Source organism: Rhizomicrobium sp. (assembly GCF_056722145.1).
In genome coordinates this window covers 1-17,298 of record NZ_JBWZET010000036.1, presented here as the reverse complement: position 1 = coordinate 17,298, position 17,298 = coordinate 1, and the positions used below count along the sequence as shown (strand labels likewise).

Below are 17,298 nucleotides of genomic sequence, written 5' to 3'. Positions count from 1 at the left end.
TGCCGGTGGCGCAATTCGACTACAAGGGCTCGGAAAAATCCGGTCTGGTGAAGTTCGACTTCCTCGGCCTCAAGACCTTGACGGTGATCGCCAAGGCGCAGGACCTGATCGCCCAGCGCGGCATCACCGTCGATGCCGCCGGGCTCGATTTCACCGATGCGCCCACTTTCGAGATGCTGGCCAAGGGTGACAGCGTCGGCGTGTTCCAGCTTGAATCCACGGGCATGCGCGATCTGATGCGCAAGATGAAGCCCGACCGCATCAACGACCTCGTCGCTCTTGTGGCGCTTTATCGCCCGGGCCCGATGGACTCGATCCCGAAATACATCGCCGTCAAGAACGGCAAGGAGGAGCCGGAATATCTCCACCCGAAGCTCGAGCCGATCCTGAAAGATACCTACGGCGTCATGACGTATCAGGAAGACGTCATGCACATCGCCCAGGAGCTGGCCGGCTACACCATGGGGCAGGCCGACAATTTGCGCCGCGCCATGGGCAAGAAGATCGTCGCCGAGATGGTCAAGGAGCGCGAGCGTTTCCTGAAGGGCGCCTCCGAACGCGGCGTGCTCCCCGCCGTGGCCGAGCAGATTTTCGATCAGGCCGCCAAGTTCGCCGGCTACGGCTTCAACAAGGGCCACGCCGCCGCTTATGCCCAGGTCGCCTATCAGACCGCCTATCTGAAGGCGAACTATCCGGTCGAATTCCTCGCCGCGTCGATGACCCTCGATATCGGGTCCACCGACCGGCTCAACGTCTTCCGCCAGGAGGCGCAGCGGCTCGGCATCAAGGTGTTGCCGCCCGACGTCAACCGTTCCACAGCGGTGTTCTCGGTCGATGCCGAGAAGAAGGAAATCTATTACGCCCTCGCCGCCGTGAAGGGCGTCGGCCGGCAGGCGATGGATCATCTGGTTCAGGTGCGCAATGACGGCGGCCGGTTCAAGTCGCTTGCCGATTTCGCCTCCCGCATCGATCCCAAGCAGATCAACAAGCGCGTGTTCGAAAATCTCGCCCGCGTCGGCGCGTTCGACAGCCTCAACAAGAACCGCCGCCAGGTGGTGGAGGGGGCGGATGTCGTCCTCGCCGCTGCCCAGGCCGCCACCGCCGAGCGCGACAGCGGTCAGGTCAGCCTGTTCGGCGGCGGTCCGTCGAAGACCGATCTGCGCCTGCCGCCGATGCCCGATTGGCCGCCGCATGAGCGCCTCGGCGAAGAATTCGGCGCCATGGGCTTTTATCTGTCGGGCCATCCGCTCGATCAGTATCGCGTCGCGCTGAAGCGGCTGCAGGCGGTGACCTATGCCGAGGTGCTGGAGGATCGCCGCAGCGCCTCGTCGCCGATCCTCGCCGGCACCGTGATCAAGAAGTCCGAGCGCCGCGGCAAGAACGACCAGATGTACGCCTTCGTGTCGTTCTCCGATCCGACCGGCATGTACGAGGTGATGTTCTTTTCCGAAGTGCTGGCCGCGACGCGCCATCTGCTCGATGCTGGCAAGTCGGTGCTGATCAAACTGATCGCGACCTGGGAAGGCGAAGAGATGAAGCTGCGCGCCGCCTGGGTGAAGGACCTCGAAACCGAGGCGATGCAGGCGGGCGAGGGGCTGCGGCTGCACGTGGGCGACGTCGCCGCCATCCCCGGCATCGCCGGCGCCCTGCGCACCCCCGGCAAAGGCGTGGTGACGCTGGTGGTCCCCGGCGGCGCCGGCGAAGAAGTGGAAATCGCCCTGCCCAAGAAACACCAGGTCTCCGCCGCCCTGAAAGACACCCTGCGCGGGATACAGGGCGTGCTGGAAGTGGAGAGCGTGTAGCCCGCGTTTTCCTCTCCCTTTGTGGGAGAGGAAGAAAAATCACGGAGTTAGCGGCGCGCCGAAAAAGCCTCTCAAAGGGTACAAATGGCGCGCTGCTAACCCCGATGATTTTTCAGGTGAGGGGTATCGTGACGGCCCCCTCACCAGCAAAATCTAGCGCTTAGCGGCGAAGCGTGCCGTTCGCCCAGTATTGCGCGCCGCTAAACGCAAGATTTTGCGTCCTCTCCCACAAGGGGTGCGCCTACAACCTGAACGTCTTCCCCAGCCTGACCGACAGTTGCGACTGGTGGCTGTGATAGGCGTGGGCGTCCAGCGTGGCGTCGTCGCCGGCGACCACGAGAAGCTCCGTACCCGGAGCGAATTCCCAGCGGTAGCGTACCGACAGCCCGACATCCTTGGAGATGTTGTCGTACTGCACCTGCGCCCGCACATACATGTCGGGCGTGAAATTGAACGAGGCGTCGACGGCACCGATCTGGATGGTGACGTTGCCGCCGGGCATCTTCATGTCCTGCATCACATGGCGAAGGCCCAGCGAAACCGACTCGTTGGGATTGACGTTCAGCGTCACGTCGGTCTGCAGCAGCTTGCCGCCGTAATACTTGCCGTACATCAGGTCGACATTGGTCGATATCAGCCGCGCCGGCGCGGAGTCGTAGTGGATGTGCCAGTTATCGAACACATACGAAGCGGCCGGCACCACGATGTTCTTGGGCAAGGTGAACGAGGGCGTGATCTCGTGCTCCTCCCACATCTCGCCCCACACGCTGTCGCCGGAGTCGAAATAGAAGCTGAGCCACGGATTGAGCGGCACGCCAGATTGCAGGGTGTCGTGCAGATCGGTGACCGTGTCGCCCCACAGCCCCGCTTCCCACCAGCGCAAATCCGAGCCGCTCAGCCGTTCGCGATAGGCGACGCGGGCCTGATATTCGCGGATGCCGGGCCGCGCCACGAACCCGAGCGCCGGATCGAAATTATTGCCGACCTGCTTGAAGCGGAAATAGGTCGCCCACGGTTCGTTGGGCAGTTCCACCTGCAAGCCGAACGAGTCGTCGTTGCCGGAGACGCCCGAAGCGCTGTGCTCGTAATAGAAGTCGCCGTGCAGCTGTTTGTCGCCGAGGAAATCGGATTTGCGATACTGAAAATCGACCCCGCCGACGGTGTTCGAAGAAGCCCCGCTTGGATCGCCGTTGGTGACGATGAAGCCGATCTTGGATTCGTCCAGCACCGGCGCGGTCACCCGCGCCACCGACAGCAGTTGCTCGCCGACGCCCGCGCCGCCCGCCGTCAGCACGCTGAGCGCGCCGATGCCGTAACCGTCGTAATCGCCGGACAGCTTGGCGCCGCCGAGGATGTTGACCGGCTGATCGTTGACGATGCCGATGCGGCGCGAGAAAAACGGCGCCGCGTTGGGATCGTTGTTGACCGTCAGGGGCGCGCCGCCGAATTCGAACGCCGCCGCATCCTGCAGGAAGAAATCGCGCCGCTCGGGATAGAACAGCGAGAAGCGGCCGATGTTGACCCGTCGCGTGTCGAGCGGGGCGTCGGAGAAATCGGTGTTGTAGGTGAGTGTGCCGGTCAGCGACGGCGTGATCTTGTAGAACAGATTGCCGCTCGGCCGGAACGAGACGCCGGTGCCGTCGCCGCCATCCCCATTCTTGCGGTAACGGGCGAGCGCGAACGCCTGCACGTCGAGGCCGAGCCCTTGGTTGACGCCGTCGATGCCGCCGAGGGTGCCGGAATGGCTGATGTCCTGCGACGGAATGGTCTTGTTGATCGACGACCAGCGGATGCGTTCGTTCTTCTTGCGCACCAGCCGGAACAGGTCGAAGCCCCAGTCGGCGTGATGGCCGTTGGAAATGCTGCGGAACGGGATCACGATCTCGGCGGTCCAGCCCTTGGCGGTGATGCGCGCCTTGGCGCTCCACAAGGTGTCCCACTGATAGATCACGTCGGTGTTGTTCTGGATCAGGCCTTCGCGCCGCGCCCCCAGCGGATTGACCTCGAAGATGTAGCCGTTGCGCCGGCTCATGTCGGGATCGAGGTAGATGCGGAAGATGTCGTCGACGTCGATGCCGCCGTCGCGCTGCTTGATGCGAGCGGTAACAGGCGCCGGATCGTCGGCTTCCACCGCAAAATAAAGGTTGTCCTCGTCGTAGAGCACCCGCACCACGGTGCGCTCGTCAGCCGGGGCGCCTTCCTTGGGTTCGAGCTGGTAGAATTCGCTGAGCGCCGGCGCCTTGGCCCAAATGGGATCGCTGATGTCGCCGTCGATTTTGGGGGCCTCGGCCGGGGTGATGCGCGTGGCCTGCGCGAATGGCCGCCAGGTCGAGAAATCGTGGGGAGCGGCCGCGGCGGCGGTCATGATGGTCACAAGCCCGGCGACCATGCCAGCCAGACATGTCTTGCAAGTAATCATCACGCTGATAATCCGCTCCACCCACACCGCGAACAATGGCGAGGATTAAGACGGCAACAAGGCAGGCGCCGCTCACATTTGCGTGCGTCAGCTCTTATCGAAGCCCTTGCCGGCACGATAGACCGCACGCGGATAAGTGCAGCGGCTGGCGACGTCGTCCGGCATCACGACGCATTGCGCATCGAACCCGGGTTCGACGGCCATCACCACGATGGTCGGAAATACGCGCCGGATTTCGGGATGGGCCGCCAGGAGATCGTCGACGAAGGCGTGCAGATGGGCGATCGGGTCGCCATTGCTGCCGGCGCCGACCGCGATGGACAGCGCCATCTGTCCATTGAGGGGTGCGACGGCGACCTGGGCCGCGACATAGGTATTGCCGCGCAGCTCCCAGAAATACGGCGGCTTGTCGGCGAACTCCGGCAGCGGCAGCGTTTCGCTGAGGTCGTGGGTGACGTCTTCGGTCAGGTCGAGGCGGATGCTCATGCCGCGATAGGCATAGCGCAGGGCGCCGCGGTAAAGGATGTGGGCGTTGAACAGGCGCCCGGCCTCCGCTTCTTTGGCGCCGAGATCGGCGAGCATTTGCGGCGTGGTATCGCCGACGCTCGACGGGTTGATGGTGAAGTGCTCCACCTTCCAGGCGCCGTTCTCGAGGAACAACCACTCGGACACGGTCCACTGGTTGTTCGGCGTGCGCAGCGTGAGCTGGGCATGGCCCTGGGTCATATGCGGCGCAAGATGCAGCTTCACTTCGGTGCCGTTCGCCTTGCAATAGACCATGCGGTCCGTGCCGTCTCCGCCGGTCACGGAATAATCGATGCGGTCGACCGCCAGCGTGTTCACGTAAGGACGCAGTACCGACGTGGTCGGCTCGAATTTCGCCATATCGGCAACCGAGACCTTGGTCTTGTTCTCGTCCGTCCGGCCCTGGCGTGCCGCTTCGTATTCGCCGGCCAGCATCTGGTGCGCCTGGGTGGTCGCGGCCGCAGCGATCGCGGCGCGGATGTCAGGTGGCACGGTTTCCTGACAGCCGCCGAAGGTGTCGATCTTGCCGTCGTCGCCGTAATCCTGCGCCGGCGCGGCGGTGTTCAGCAGCAGGAATGCAAGACAGATCGCCGATGCGAACAGCCGTTTCATCGAATTTCCCCCCGGATGCCCAATGATAGTACGCCGAGTGCCGTGAACTTTCGCTGTGCCAGCCCGTCGCTCCGCCGCGAGGGCTTACGTAGCGTTCGGCTTGCGCGGACGGGGCAATTCGGAAACCTTGTCCGGCGTCGCCCATTTGCTCATCGGGATGCTCAGAACCGCCTTGAAGAATTCGCGTCTGCCGGTGGCCCTGATGGCGGCTGGTGCGTTGGTGCTGCTGATCGTTGTCGGCACCTCGGTTCGGCTCGCGGTCAGGACGTCCGAACTGACTGACGCCGTGCTGGAGAGCCGCGCCTTGCGCTCGGCCGCCACGGCGGAGCTTCAGACCCTGCTCGATGCCGAAACCGGCCAGCGCGGGTTTCTGCTCACCGGCCAGACCACCTATCTCGCGCCCTATACGCGCGCCACCGGGCGGGTCGGCAAGGTACTGAACGATCTCGATGCGCTGTCGCATGACAATCCGGCGATGCGTCCGCAGCTGGCGGAATTGCGCCTGATCACCGACGCCAAGCTCGAAGAACTGGACACCACCATCGCGCTGTACAAACAGGGGCGGCGGCTGGATGCGTTCGCGCTGGTACGGTCCGATCGCGGCAAGTCGCTGATGGATCGGGCGCGGATCATCCTTGCGCAAGTGCTCGAAACCGCCGATGCCTCGCTGTCGCGCAATGTCGAGGCGTTGAACCGCAATTCGCGCTGGCTGCGCACCTTGACGCTGATCGGCGGCGTGTTGATCGCGGCCTTCTCGTTCTGCGCCATATTCCTGATGCTGCGCTCGGTGCGCGATGCGGTCCGGGCCCGTACGACAGTGGAGAACATGAACGCGACGCTGGAACAACGCGTGCGCGAGCGCACCGCCGACCTGACGCGCGCCAACGAGGAAATCCAACGCTTCGCCTACATCGTCAGCCACGATTTGCGTTCGCCGTTGGTCAATGTGATGGGCTTCACCAGCGAACTCGAGATCGGCACCGACCGGCTGCAGAAGTTTTTCGACAGCGACGATCCGGCCTTGCGCCCGGCGGCGGTGGAAGCGACGTCGCGCGACTTGCCCGAAGCGGTGAAGTTCATCCGCGCCGCCACTGCCAAGATGGATCGGCTGATCAACGCGATCCTGAAACTGTCGCGCGAGGGGCGGCGCGAGCTCGTTGCCGAAGACGTGGCGCTCGGCAAGGTGTTCGAGACGATCGTCGACAGCCTGCAGCATCAGATCGCCGCGACGGAAACCGTCGTCGCTCTGCCGTCGAATATGCCGTTGGTGCAATCGGACCGCCTCGCCTTGGAGCAGGTGTTCGGCAACCTCATGGACAACGCGATCAAATATCTGCAGCCGGGCCGGCCGGGGCGGCTCGCCGTCACGGCAGAGGAACGGCGCGAGCGCGTCACGATTTCGATCCGCGACAACGGCCGCGGCATCGCCGCAAACGATCTCGAACGGATATTCGAACTCTTCCGCCGCGCCGGACGTCAGGACAAGCCGGGCGAAGGCATAGGCCTTGCGCATGTGCGCGCATTATTACGCCGTCTTGGCGGCGACATTGCCGTTACGTCCTTGCTTGGCGAGGGTTCCGAGTTCCGTGTAGTGTTGCCGAAGACCCTTCCACAAGAGCGAAGCAGAACGGCATGAGCCCCAATTCGATAGGTCTTCCCGTCATCATCGTCATGATCGAAGACGACGAAGGTCATGCCACGCTGATCGAGCGCAACATCCGGCGTGCCGGCGTCAACAACGTGGTGGTGCCGTTCACCGATGGATCGACGGCCGTGGACTATCTGCTCGGCGAAGACGGCAGCGGCGCGGTTCATGCCGGCCATTCGCTGCTCATCCTGCTCGATCTCAACCTTCCCGACATGTCGGGCATCGACATTCTCGCCAGGATCAAGGGCAACCAGCACCTTCGGCGCGCGCCGGTGGTGGTGCTGACGACGACCGACGATCAGCGCGAGATCCAGCGTTGCTACGATTTGGGCGCCAACGTCTACATCACCAAGCCGGTGGATTACGAAAGCTTCGCGAATGCGATCCGGCAACTCGGGCTGTTCTTTGCGGTGATGCAGGTTCCGGCGGCGGAATAGCGATGGCTGTTCGCATCCTTTATATCGATGACGATGCCGGATTGGGCGTGCTGCTGACAAAGTCGCTGGCGCCGCACGGCTACGCGGTCGAAACCGTGGCGACCGGCGAGGACGCGTTGCAGCGGCTGGCGGACAGCACTTACGGCGTCGTGGCGCTCGACCACAATCTTGTCGGCGAGGTCGGGCTCGATCTCATCCCGCGCATCCGCAGCCTGCCGAACCCGCCGCCGATCATCTACGTCACCGGCTCCGAAGAGGCGCGGATCGCGGTGGCGGCGTTGAAGGCGGGCGCGGTCGATTACGTCTGGAAGGACGTGCAGGGCCATTACCGCGAGTTGTTGCACGAAGCAATCAAGACCGCGCTCGAACAGGAGGCGCTGCGGGCGCGGGCGGAAGAGGCGCACCGCCAGGTGGAAGAGGCGCGCGACCGCGCCGAAGCGCTGCTCGGCGAGGTCAATCACCGCGTCGCCAATTCGCTGGCGCTGGTGTCCTCGTTCATGCACCTGCAGGCCCACACGCTGAGCGATCCGGCCGCCAAGCAGATGCTGAACGATGCAGTGGCGCGGATCGCGGCGGTCGCGGGCGTGCATCGCCGCCTCTACACCTCAAGCGATGTCCGCTCGGTCGAGGTCAACGCCTACCTTGAGGGGCTTGCCGAGGAACTGGGTGCCAGCGCCTCGGAGCGTTGCGTGCTGACGTTCAAGCCGGCGCCGGCCGCGGTGAACGTGCCGACCGACCGGGCGGTGTCGCTCGGGGTGATCGTCGCCGAGCTGCTGACCAATGCCTGCAAATACGCCTACGGTCCGTCCGGGGGTGGGGAGGTGCGGGTATGCCTCGCCCAGCCCGCCACGGGTCGTCTGGTGGTCCGGGTCGAGGACGACGGCGTCGGCTGGTCGGGGGAGGGCGAAATCCTCGGGTCAGGGCTAGGAACGCGGATCATTCGCGCCATGGCAGCTTCGCTCCAGGCCAAGATCAGCTACGAGGCCACCGCCGGCACCCGCGTATCGGTCGACCTGCCACTCCATTCGCCTGCGAAAACGGCCGGTTAGGGCGACAGACGTTCCCACGCCATTGCACCGGCATGCCAAATTTCCAGGCACACGCTCCGCAGGCGAGGGCCGATTGATGGCCAGCCTTAACCCCCTGATTTTTCTTGTTTCTAGTCCGCGACCGTTTGTTATCACCCCTTGCTCCCGGCCGTTTCACCCCCTATAACCCGCGCCATTCCGCGCGCGAGGTTGGGTTTCGGGGGGTGTTCCCTCGTCCCCGTCCGGTGCTTCGCCCCTCAAAAGGCAGGTAACTCCTCGCGTTAGGTTCAACCGGAAAAGGAGACTTTTTCCATGGCACTGCCAGATTTCACCATGCGCCAACTCCTGGAGTCGGGCGCGCACTTCGGCCATCGCCAGCAGCGTTGGAATCCGAAGATGGCGCCGTTCCTGTATGGCTCGCGCAACGACATTCACATCATCGACCTGACCCAGACGGTTCCGTTGCTGCACCAGGCCCTCAAGTCGCTGCGCGACGTGGCGGCGGCCGGTGGCCGTATCCTGTTCGTCGGCACCAAGCGCCAGGCGGCCGAGCCGGTCGCGGCGGCGGCGAAGCGCTGCGCTCAGTATTATGTCAATCACCGCTGGCTCGGCGGCACGCTGACCAACTGGCAGACGATTTCGAACTCGATCAAGCGCCTGCGCATGATCGAAGAGACGCTGGAAAGCGGCGGCGCCGGCCGCACCAAGAAGGAACTTCTCGGCATGCTGCGCGAGCGCGACAAGCTCGAGCGTTCGCTGGGCGGCATCAAGGAAATGGGCGGCCTGCCGAACATGCTGTTCGTGGTCGATACCAACAAGGAAAGCATCGCCATCCAGGAAGCCCAGAAGCTCGGCATCCCGGTGACGGCGATCCTCGACTCGAACTGCAATCCGGACGGCATCGCCTATCCGATCCCGGGCAATGACGATGCGGCCCGCGCCATTGCGCTGTACTGCGATCTCGTCGCCCGCGCGGTGATCGACGGCCTGTCGGCCAGCCAGATTGCCTCCGGCGTTGACGTCGGCGCCGCCGAAGAGCTGCCCGACACCGCGCCCGCACCGGTTGCGGCCGAAGGTGAGCCTGCGGCCCCGGCTGTGTAACCCGACAGACACGGAGAAACGACCATGGCGGATATCACCGCAGGTTTGGTGAAGGAACTGCGCGAACAGACCGGCGCAGGCATGATGGAGTGCAAGAAGGCACTGCAGGCCACGGGCGGCGATGTCGCCCAGGCCGAAGACTGGCTGCGCAAGAACGGCGCCCTCAAGGCGGCCAAGAAGGCCACCCGCACCGCCGCCGAAGGCCTCGTCGGCCTCGCGGTTGAAGGCGGCAAGGGCGTGATCGTGGAGGTCAACTCCGAGACCGACTTCGTCGCCCGCAACGAGGACTTCAAGGGTTTCGTCACGGCCGTCGCCAAGCTGGCGCTGACCACCGGCGACAACCTTGACGCCCTCAACGAAGCCAAGCTCGGCGACGCGTCGGTGAAGGACACCCTGACCGCGTTGATCGCCAAGATCGGCGAGAACATGGCGCTGCGTCGTGTCGGGTCGGTGCAAGCCGATGTCGTCGCGTCCTACGTCCATAACGCGGCCGGTCCCGACCTCGGCAAGATCGGCGTGCTGGTTGCGCTGAAGTCGACCGCCGACAAGGACAAGCTGGCCGCGCTCGGCAAGCAGTTGGCGATGCATGTCGCCGCCGCGTCCCCGATCGCGCTCAGCCCGGCCACCATTCCGGCCGACATCCTCGAGCATGAAAAGTCGGTGCAGGCCGAAATCGTCGCCAAGAAGGCGGTCGGCAAGCCGGCGAACATCGTCGAGAAGATGATCGAAGGCTCGCTGCGCAAGTTCTACGAGGAAGTCTGCCTCCTGGAGCAGGTGTTCGTGATCGACCAGCAGTCGAAGGTCTCGGCCGTGCTCGAAAAGGCCGGCAAGGACTTCGGCGCGCCGGTGGAAATCACAGCCTTCCTGCGCTGGCAGGTCGGCGAGGGCATCGCCAAGAAGACCGACGACTTCGCCGACGAAGTCGCCAAGATGGCCGGCAATTAAGATCAGCGGGGAACCCAGAGTCATGTCAGCGCCGAAATACCGTCGCGTATTGTTGAAGGTGTCGGGTGAGGCGCTGATGGGCTCCGGGTCCTTCGGCATTGATATTGAAACCGTCGACCGCATTGCCGCCGATGTGAAGGATGCCGTCGATGGCGGCACCCAGGTGTGCATGGTGATCGGCGGCGGCAATATCTTCCGCGGCGTGTCCGCGGCGGCCAAGGGCATCGACCGCGCCCAGGCCGACTACATGGGCATGCTGGCCACCGTGATGAACGCGCTGGCGATGCAGGCGGCGCTGGAGCGGGCGGGGCTGTCGAGCCGGGTGCAGTCGGCGATCCCGATGCAGACGGTTTGCGAGCCGTTCATCCGCCGCCGGGCCGAGCGGCACCTCGAAAAGGGCCGGGTGGTGATTTTCGCCGCCGGCACCGGCAATCCCTTCTTTACCACCGATACGGCAGCGGCGTTGCGCGCGGCCGAAATGCAATGCGACGGGCTCCTGAAGGGCACCAAGGTCGACGGCGTCTACAGCGCCGACCCGGTCAAGGTGCTGGACGCGATCCGTTACGACACCTTGACCTACCACGACGTCCTTTCGCGTGAACTGAAGGTAATGGACGCTTCGGCGGTCTCACTTTCGCGCGAGAACAAGATTCCGATTATTGTATTCTCGATTCATGACCGTGGTGCGCTTGCCGCGGTGTTGAGAGGCGAGGGGCGGGCGACGGTCATCAAGGAAAGCGCATAGGAGGCGCACATGGCCGAGACCTATACAAAACAGGAAATGGACCGCCGCATGGTGGCGGCCGTGACGGCGGCAAAGCAGGACTTTTCGGGCCTCAGGACGGGCCGTGCCTCGCCGCATCTGCTCGATACGGTGACCGTGGAAGCCTATGGGCAGCGCATGAGCATCAGCCAGCTTGGCACTGTATCGACCCCGGAACCGCGCCTCTTGACGGTGCAGATCTGGGATAAGTCGATGACCAAGCACGTCGACAAGGCGATCCGCGATTCGGGCCTCGGGCTCAATCCGCAGGTTGATGGCCAGTTGCTGCGTATTCCGATTCCGCCGCTCAACGAGGAGCGCCGCAAGGAACTGGTGAAGCACGCCCACAAGAGCGCCGAAGCCGGCCGTATCGCCATCCGCAACATCCGCCGCGATGGCATGGAACTGCTGAAGCGGCTCGAAAAGGACCACAAGATCGGTCAGGACGATCAGCACAAGCACGGCGACGAGCTGCAGAAGATCACCGACGCCCACATCAAGGAAATTGATGAGGCGCTGGCCGCCAAGGAAAAGGAAATCATGCAGGTCTGAGGCCGCGGTTGCCCGGCAACGCGGAATGGACCAGCATGGTATGTTAGTGCTTGGGACGGGGCAGGGATCAGGACATGGCTGCTCAGCAGCGTAAGGAAACCCTCCCGCGGCATGTCGCCATCATCATGGACGGCAACGGCCGGTGGGCGCGCAAGCGCCATCTGCCCCGTCAGGCTGGGCACGTCGCCGGCGTCAATGCGGTGCGCGAGGTCGTGCGCCAGGCCATCGACGTCGGTCTCGAGGCGCTGACCCTCTATGCCTTCAGTTCCGAGAATTGGAAACGGCCGGCATTGGAGGTTGGGGCCCTGATGGGCCTGTTCCGGCTTTATTTCCGCAACGATATGAAGGAGATCGGCGAGCTCGGTGCGCGGGTGCGGATCATCGGCAATCGCACCCGTGTCGACCCCGACATCCTCAAGATGATCGAGGACTCCGAGCTTCAGACGGCCAACAATACCGGCATGAACCTGATCTTCGCGTTCGATTACGGCGGCCAGGAGGAAATCGTGGCGGCGGCGCGCGAGCTGGCGCGGGCGGCGAAGGAAGGCCGTCTCGATCCCGAAACGATCACGCCCGAGCTGGTGTCGTCGCGGCTGTTCACCGCCGGATTGCCCGAGCCCGATCTCGTCATCCGGACCTCGGGCGAGCGGCGGCTGTCGAATTTCCTGTTGTGGCAGTCGGCCTACGCCGAATTGATGTTCGTCGACACGCTGTGGCCCGATTTCGGGCCTCAGCAGTTCATGGATGCGCTGAAAGAGTTCGCCCAACGCGAACGTCGTTTCGGCGCCTTGCCGGAAGCGGTGGCGTGAGGAAAGACGTCGACAGCGTTGCGATGGCACCGGGCTTCAAGGCGGTGAAGTTTTCGCGCGACTGGATTACGCGGCCATTCTTCGCCGTGGTGCTGGCGACGGCGGTGATCTTCGCCATCTTCAAGGGCAAGCCCTATCTCGAGATCGTCGCCGTGGTGGCGGTGCTGCTGGCCGGGCGCGAGTGGCATCGCATGGTCGGGCGCGGGCGCTACGTGGTCGAACTCGCGGTCGCGACGGTGCTGGTCGGGCTGGCGCTCGGCGCCTTCATCCTGTGGCCGGTCGACCGGCTGCTGCCGCTGCTGATCCTCGGGGCGGGCACCGTCGCGGTGTTCACGGCGGCGTTGCTGCGCCACAACAATCCGGTCTGGCACGCGGTCGGCGTGCTTTATTTCGGTCTGCCGGCGCTGTCGGTGATCGCGCTGAGGGATTTCACCCTGCACGGCGCCTGGGTGCTGGTCGGGGTCTTCATGATCGTCTGGGCCACCGATACCGGCGCGCTGTTCTGCGGCAACCTGATCGGCGGGCCGCGGTTGGCGCCGGTGCTGTCGCCCAACAAGACCTGGGCCGGGTTCATCGGCGGCATGGTTAGTGCCGCGCTGGTCGAGGCGGTTTTCCTGGTCGTTTTGAAGATTGCCGTGATCAAAGGGCAGGCGACGTGGGCGCTGGCGGCGTCGGGCGGCCTGTTCGGCGGCGGCATGGCGGTGATCGCCCACCTCGGCGATCTGTTCGAATCCTGGGCGAAACGCTGTTTCCACGTTAAGGATTCCGGCTCGATGATCCCCGGCCACGGTGGCGTTCTCGACCGTATCGATTCAACATTGGCCACCCTGGTGGTCTTGGCGGTGCTTGTGCTGGTGCTCAAGCTCGATCCTTTGTTCGGAGCGTTTTCATGAGGGCGGCAGCGCGGCGTTGGTGTGACGACACCCCGGAGTTGGAGGCGGTGCTCGGCCGCGCGGTGACGGTTCTCGGCTCGACCGGCTCGATCGGCGTTTCGACGCTCGACGTGATCGCCCATGCTCGCGAGGTTTACGGTCCCGAAGCCTTCCGGGTGGAAGCGCTGACGGCCAATGGCAATGTCGACAAGCTGATCGAGCAGTCGAAGGCAATCCGCCCCAGGCTCGCGGTGATCAACGACGACAGCAAATACGACGTGCTGAAGGCCGGGCTGTCCGGCACCGGCATCGAGACGGCGGCCGGTCGCAAGGCGGTTATTGCCGCTGCCGCCCGTCCTTCCGACGTCGTCATGGTGGCGATCATGGGCGCGGCAGCGCTCGAACCGGCGTTGGCAGCGATTGCGCGCGATGCCACCGTGGCGCTCGCCAACAAGGAATGCATCGTCGCGGCGGGACCGGTGTTCCACCGCGCGCTGGAGGCGTCCAAGGCCAAGGTCGTGCCGGTCGATTCCGAGCACAATGCAGTATTCCAGTGCCTCAGCGCCACCGATCCCGAAGAAATCGCCAAGGTTACGCTGACCGCGTCCGGCGGCCCGTTCCGCACTTGGACGCTGGATCAGATGCGGGCCGCGACGCCGGCGCAGGCGGTGGCCCATCCCAACTGGTCGATGGGCGCCAAGATTTCGGTCGACAGCGCCACCATGATGAACAAGGGCCTCGAGATGATCGAAGCCCATTTCCTGTTTGCCATGCCGGCGACCAAACTGGGCGCGGTCATCCATCCGCAATCGATTGTCCATGCGATGGTCACCTACCAGGACGGCACCACCCTGGCGCATCTGTCCTCGCCCGATATGCGCACGCCGATCGTGCATGCGCTGGCGTGGCCGCGGCGGATTTCATCGCCGTCGAAGAAGCTGGACCTGGCGACTGCCGGGACCCTGACCTTTGAAGCCCCTGATTTCGAGCGCTTCCGCTGCCTCAAGCTGGCGCTGGACTGCCTCGACAAGGGCTGCATGTCGCCGACCATTCTCAACGCCGCCAACGAGATCGCAGTAGACGCGTTCCTGCACGAGCGGATCGGCTTCCTCGACATTGCGGCGGTGAACGAGGCGACACTGGAGGCGTGCCCGGGGGCGGGCACGGCGGCAGGGACGGTCGACGAAGTATTGGATACCGACCGGCGGGCACGGGAAATTGCCCGCCAGGTCTGCGAACGCGTGCGGGGCTGATTAGGAGAGCTGATGCTGACGTTTTTCCACGATCTGATCGCCTTCGCACCGGTGGGAATCCCCGCCTTCATCGTCGTGCTGGCGATTGTGGTTGTCTTCCACGAGTTGGGCCATTTCCTGATGGCGCGCGCCTGCGGCGTGGCGATCGACACGTTTTCGATCGGCTTCGGCGGCGAGATCACCGGCTGGACCGACAAGAAGGGCACGCGCTGGAAGCTTTGCTACCTGCCGCTTGGCGGCTACGTGAAATTCAAGGGTGACGACAACGCCGCCTCGGTACCTGATCGCGAACGTCTCGCAAATATGAGCGAGGAGGAGAAGAAGGGCGCCTTCCCGTTCAAGCCGTTGTGGCAGCGAATCCTGGTCGTGGCGGCGGGACCGCTGGCGAACTTCGTGCTGGCGATCGTTGTCTACTCGCTGCTGTTCGCGATTTCGGGCGCCCGCGTGACTGGGACCTATGTCGGCTCGGTGAGCGAGAAATCGCCGGCGGCCGAGGCGGGGATCCGGCCCGGCGACAAAATCACCGCGATCGACGGCAAGGCGGTGAAGTTCTTCGCACCCGATCTGCTCGACGCCATCCAAGGTAGCAAGGCCAAGACCATCATGGTGTCGATCGCGCGCGACCACCACAGCCTGACGCTGCCGGTCTCGCCGCGCGTGCTCCAGATCAAGGATGCGTTCGGCACGATCCATGACGATCGGGCGATCGGGGTCGGGCGTGACGACACAAACCCTGAGAATCTCGTGCAAATTTCGATTCCCTGGTACAAGGCCCCGCTGGCGGCGGCGCTGCAATGCTATGGAATCGCCGATGTATCGCTGACCTATGTGTGGCGCATCGTCTCGCATCGGGCCGATGCCAGCCAACTCGGCGGGCCTATTCGGATCGCTAAGGCGGCCAAATCAGCCGCCTCCCACGGCTTTTATGAGTTCATCTCGTTAATAGCTTTCATTTCTGTAAGCATCGGGCTGATCAACCTTTTTCCGATTCCGCTCCTCGACGGGGGCCATCTTCTGTACTATGCATGCGAAGGCGTTCTGGGTCGTCCGTTGTCGGAAAAGACCCAGGACGTGGGGTTCAGGCTCGGGCTGGCGTTGGTATTGGGTCTCATGATCTTTGCCACCTGGAACGATCTTGTCAGGTAGCTTGGGAGTTCGGCAGGGCACACATGACCTTCGTCATGGTCTGCCGAAACTGAGACGAGTCAGAGACTAGTGAATGGACACTAAGGCCCTGTTCGCCCGATTGAAGCGCGTGGCGCCGGCTACGCTCGTTCTGGCGTCTGTCGTAATGGTCGTTCCCGCTGGTGCGCAAAAGCATGCGCCCGCAACACCCGCTCCGAATGGAGGGGGTGATGCTGCACCACCGGCCGAACCGGCGGCGGCGCAGATCGTGCGTCGTATCACGGTGACCGGTGCGCAGCGCGTCGAAGCGGCAACGATCCTCACCTACATCTCGCTGCACGAAGGCGATCCCTACAACGAATCCGCGTCCGACAAGGCGTTGAAGACGCTGTTCGCGACCGGTCTGTTTTCCGACGTGAAGATCAATTTCGACGGCTCGACCATGACGGTCGCGGTGGTCGAAAATCCGATCATCAATCGCGTCGACTTCGAGGGTAATTCCAAGGTTACGACCAAGGACCTCGAAAAAGAATCACAGATGAAGCCGCGCATGGTGTTCACGCGCGCCAAGGTGCAGTCGGACGTGCAGCGCATCATCGAGCTGTACCGGCGCAACGGCAAATTCGCCGCCACCGTCGATCCGCAGATCATCCAGCGCCCGCAGAACCGCGTCGACCTGATCTATTCGATCAACGAAGGCCCGACCACGGGCGTGTCGCGCATCATCTTCGTCGGCAACCATGCCTTCGACGACTCGACGCTGCGCCGGACGATCGCGACCGAGGAAAGCGCCTGGTGGCGCATCCTGGCGTCCAACGACAACTACGACCCCGACCGTCTGTCGTATGACCGCGAAAAGCTGCGCGAGTATTATGTCAGCCGCGGCTATGCCGACTTCACGGTGAAATCGGCGGTCGCCGAACTGACGCCGGACCATTCCGCCTTCTACATCACCTTCACGGTGGACGAGGGCAAGAAGTACACCTTCGGCAAGGTCGAGATCGAATCCAAGATCAGGGAGCTGCCGTCTCAGGCGCTGCGTCCGCTGGTCGGCATCAGCGACGGCGACCTCTACGACGAAACCCGCGTCGAAGACCTTAAGAACGTGCTGGTCAACGCGGTCGGTTCCAAGGGCTACGCATCTGCCAACGTCGGCGTCCGCCTGCGCAAGAATGCCGAGACGCGTCAGGTCGATCTCGTCATGCGGATCGAAGAAGGCCCGCGCGTCTACATCGACAAGATCAACGTCCTCGGCAACAACCGCACGCTCGACCGCGTCATCCGCCGCGAGCTGCGCTTCCAGGAAGGCGACGCCTTCAATCGCGACCTGATCGACCGTTCGCGCACCCGTATCCGCGCGCTCGGCTTCTTCAAGGACGTGTCGATCAAGAATTCCGCCGGCTCGCG

15 protein-coding genes are annotated in these 17,298 nt (G+C 63.8%); 13 read left to right on the top strand and 2 right to left on the bottom strand.

Going from position 1 to position 17,298, the window contains the following annotated elements; translation table 11 throughout:
• Positions 1-1,802 (top strand): DNA polymerase III subunit alpha (gene dnaE, locus AC1P6P_RS02280; RefSeq protein ID WP_481400813.1); only part of this gene is annotated, 1,802 nt, incomplete at its 5' end.
• A 241-nt stretch (positions 1,803-2,043) separates the two neighbouring features.
• Here dnaE and AC1P6P_RS02275 read toward each other — a convergent pair.
• Positions 2,044-4,221: a carbohydrate binding family 9 domain-containing protein gene (locus AC1P6P_RS02275; RefSeq protein WP_481400814.1), complete on the bottom strand. Its 2,178-nt coding sequence runs from the start codon at positions 4,219-4,221 to the stop codon at positions 2,044-2,046.
• A gap of 87 nt (positions 4,222-4,308) precedes the next feature.
• Complete coding sequence (locus tag AC1P6P_RS02270) at positions 4,309-5,358, bottom strand: hypothetical protein (RefSeq protein ID WP_481400812.1); 1,050 nt, start codon at positions 5,356-5,358, stop codon at positions 4,309-4,311.
• Between the two features lie 172 nt (positions 5,359-5,530).
• Here AC1P6P_RS02270 and AC1P6P_RS02265 point away from each other — a divergent pair, with 172 nt between their 5' ends.
• The 12 genes from AC1P6P_RS02265 to bamA all read left to right on the top strand — a co-directional run.
• A complete protein-coding gene (locus AC1P6P_RS02265; protein ID WP_481400811.1) occupies positions 5,531-6,994 on the top strand; it encodes a sensor histidine kinase in 1,464 nt (487 codons plus the stop codon).
• Positions 6,991-7,443: a response regulator gene (locus tag AC1P6P_RS02260; protein ID WP_481400810.1), complete on the top strand. Its 453-nt coding sequence runs from the start codon at positions 6,991-6,993 to the stop codon at positions 7,441-7,443. Before AC1P6P_RS02265 ends, AC1P6P_RS02260 begins: the two co-directional genes overlap by 4 nt.
• Before the next feature lie 2 nt (positions 7,444-7,445).
• Complete coding sequence (locus AC1P6P_RS02255) at positions 7,446-8,492, top strand: histidine kinase dimerization/phosphoacceptor domain -containing protein (RefSeq protein WP_481400809.1); 1,047 nt, start codon at positions 7,446-7,448, stop codon at positions 8,490-8,492.
• 291 nt (positions 8,493-8,783) lie between these two features.
• Positions 8,784-9,572 carry a 30S ribosomal protein S2 gene (rpsB, locus tag AC1P6P_RS02250; RefSeq protein WP_481400808.1) on the top strand — a complete coding sequence of 263 codons (789 nt, stop codon included), beginning with the start codon at positions 8,784-8,786 and terminating at the stop codon, positions 9,570-9,572.
• Positions 9,573-9,596: 24 nt separating this feature from the next.
• Entirely contained in the window at positions 9,597-10,517 is a 921-nt protein-coding gene (tsf, locus tag AC1P6P_RS02245; RefSeq protein WP_481400807.1) for a translation elongation factor Ts, read from the top strand.
• 22 nt (positions 10,518-10,539) lie between these two features.
• Positions 10,540-11,262, top strand: a complete 723-nt coding sequence (pyrH, locus tag AC1P6P_RS02240; RefSeq protein ID WP_481400806.1) for a UMP kinase — start codon at positions 10,540-10,542, stop codon at positions 11,260-11,262.
• Between the two features lie 9 nt (positions 11,263-11,271).
• Positions 11,272-11,832 carry a ribosome recycling factor gene (frr, locus tag AC1P6P_RS02235; protein WP_481400805.1) on the top strand — a complete coding sequence of 187 codons (561 nt, stop codon included), beginning with the start codon at positions 11,272-11,274 and terminating at the stop codon, positions 11,830-11,832.
• Positions 11,833-11,906: 74 nt separating this feature from the next.
• Positions 11,907-12,641 (top strand): isoprenyl transferase, encoded by a 735-nt coding sequence (locus tag AC1P6P_RS02230; protein ID WP_481400804.1) that lies wholly within the window; start codon positions 11,907-11,909, stop codon positions 12,639-12,641.
• Complete coding sequence (locus AC1P6P_RS02225; protein ID WP_481400803.1) at positions 12,638-13,534, top strand: phosphatidate cytidylyltransferase; 897 nt, start codon at positions 12,638-12,640, stop codon at positions 13,532-13,534. Before AC1P6P_RS02230 ends, AC1P6P_RS02225 begins: the two co-directional genes overlap by 4 nt.
• Positions 13,531-14,766 (top strand): 1-deoxy-D-xylulose-5-phosphate reductoisomerase, encoded by a 1,236-nt coding sequence (dxr, locus tag AC1P6P_RS02220; protein ID WP_481400802.1) that lies wholly within the window; start codon positions 13,531-13,533, stop codon positions 14,764-14,766. The genes AC1P6P_RS02225 and dxr overlap by 4 nt, the downstream gene beginning before the upstream one ends.
• 12 nt (positions 14,767-14,778) lie before the next feature.
• A complete protein-coding gene (locus AC1P6P_RS02215; protein ID WP_481400801.1) occupies positions 14,779-15,912 on the top strand; it encodes a M50 family metallopeptidase in 1,134 nt (377 codons plus the stop codon).
• Between the two features lie 247 nt (positions 15,913-16,159).
• A partial coding sequence (gene bamA, locus AC1P6P_RS02210; RefSeq protein WP_481400800.1) for an outer membrane protein assembly factor BamA occupies positions 16,160-17,298 on the top strand: 1,139 nt, incomplete at its 3' end.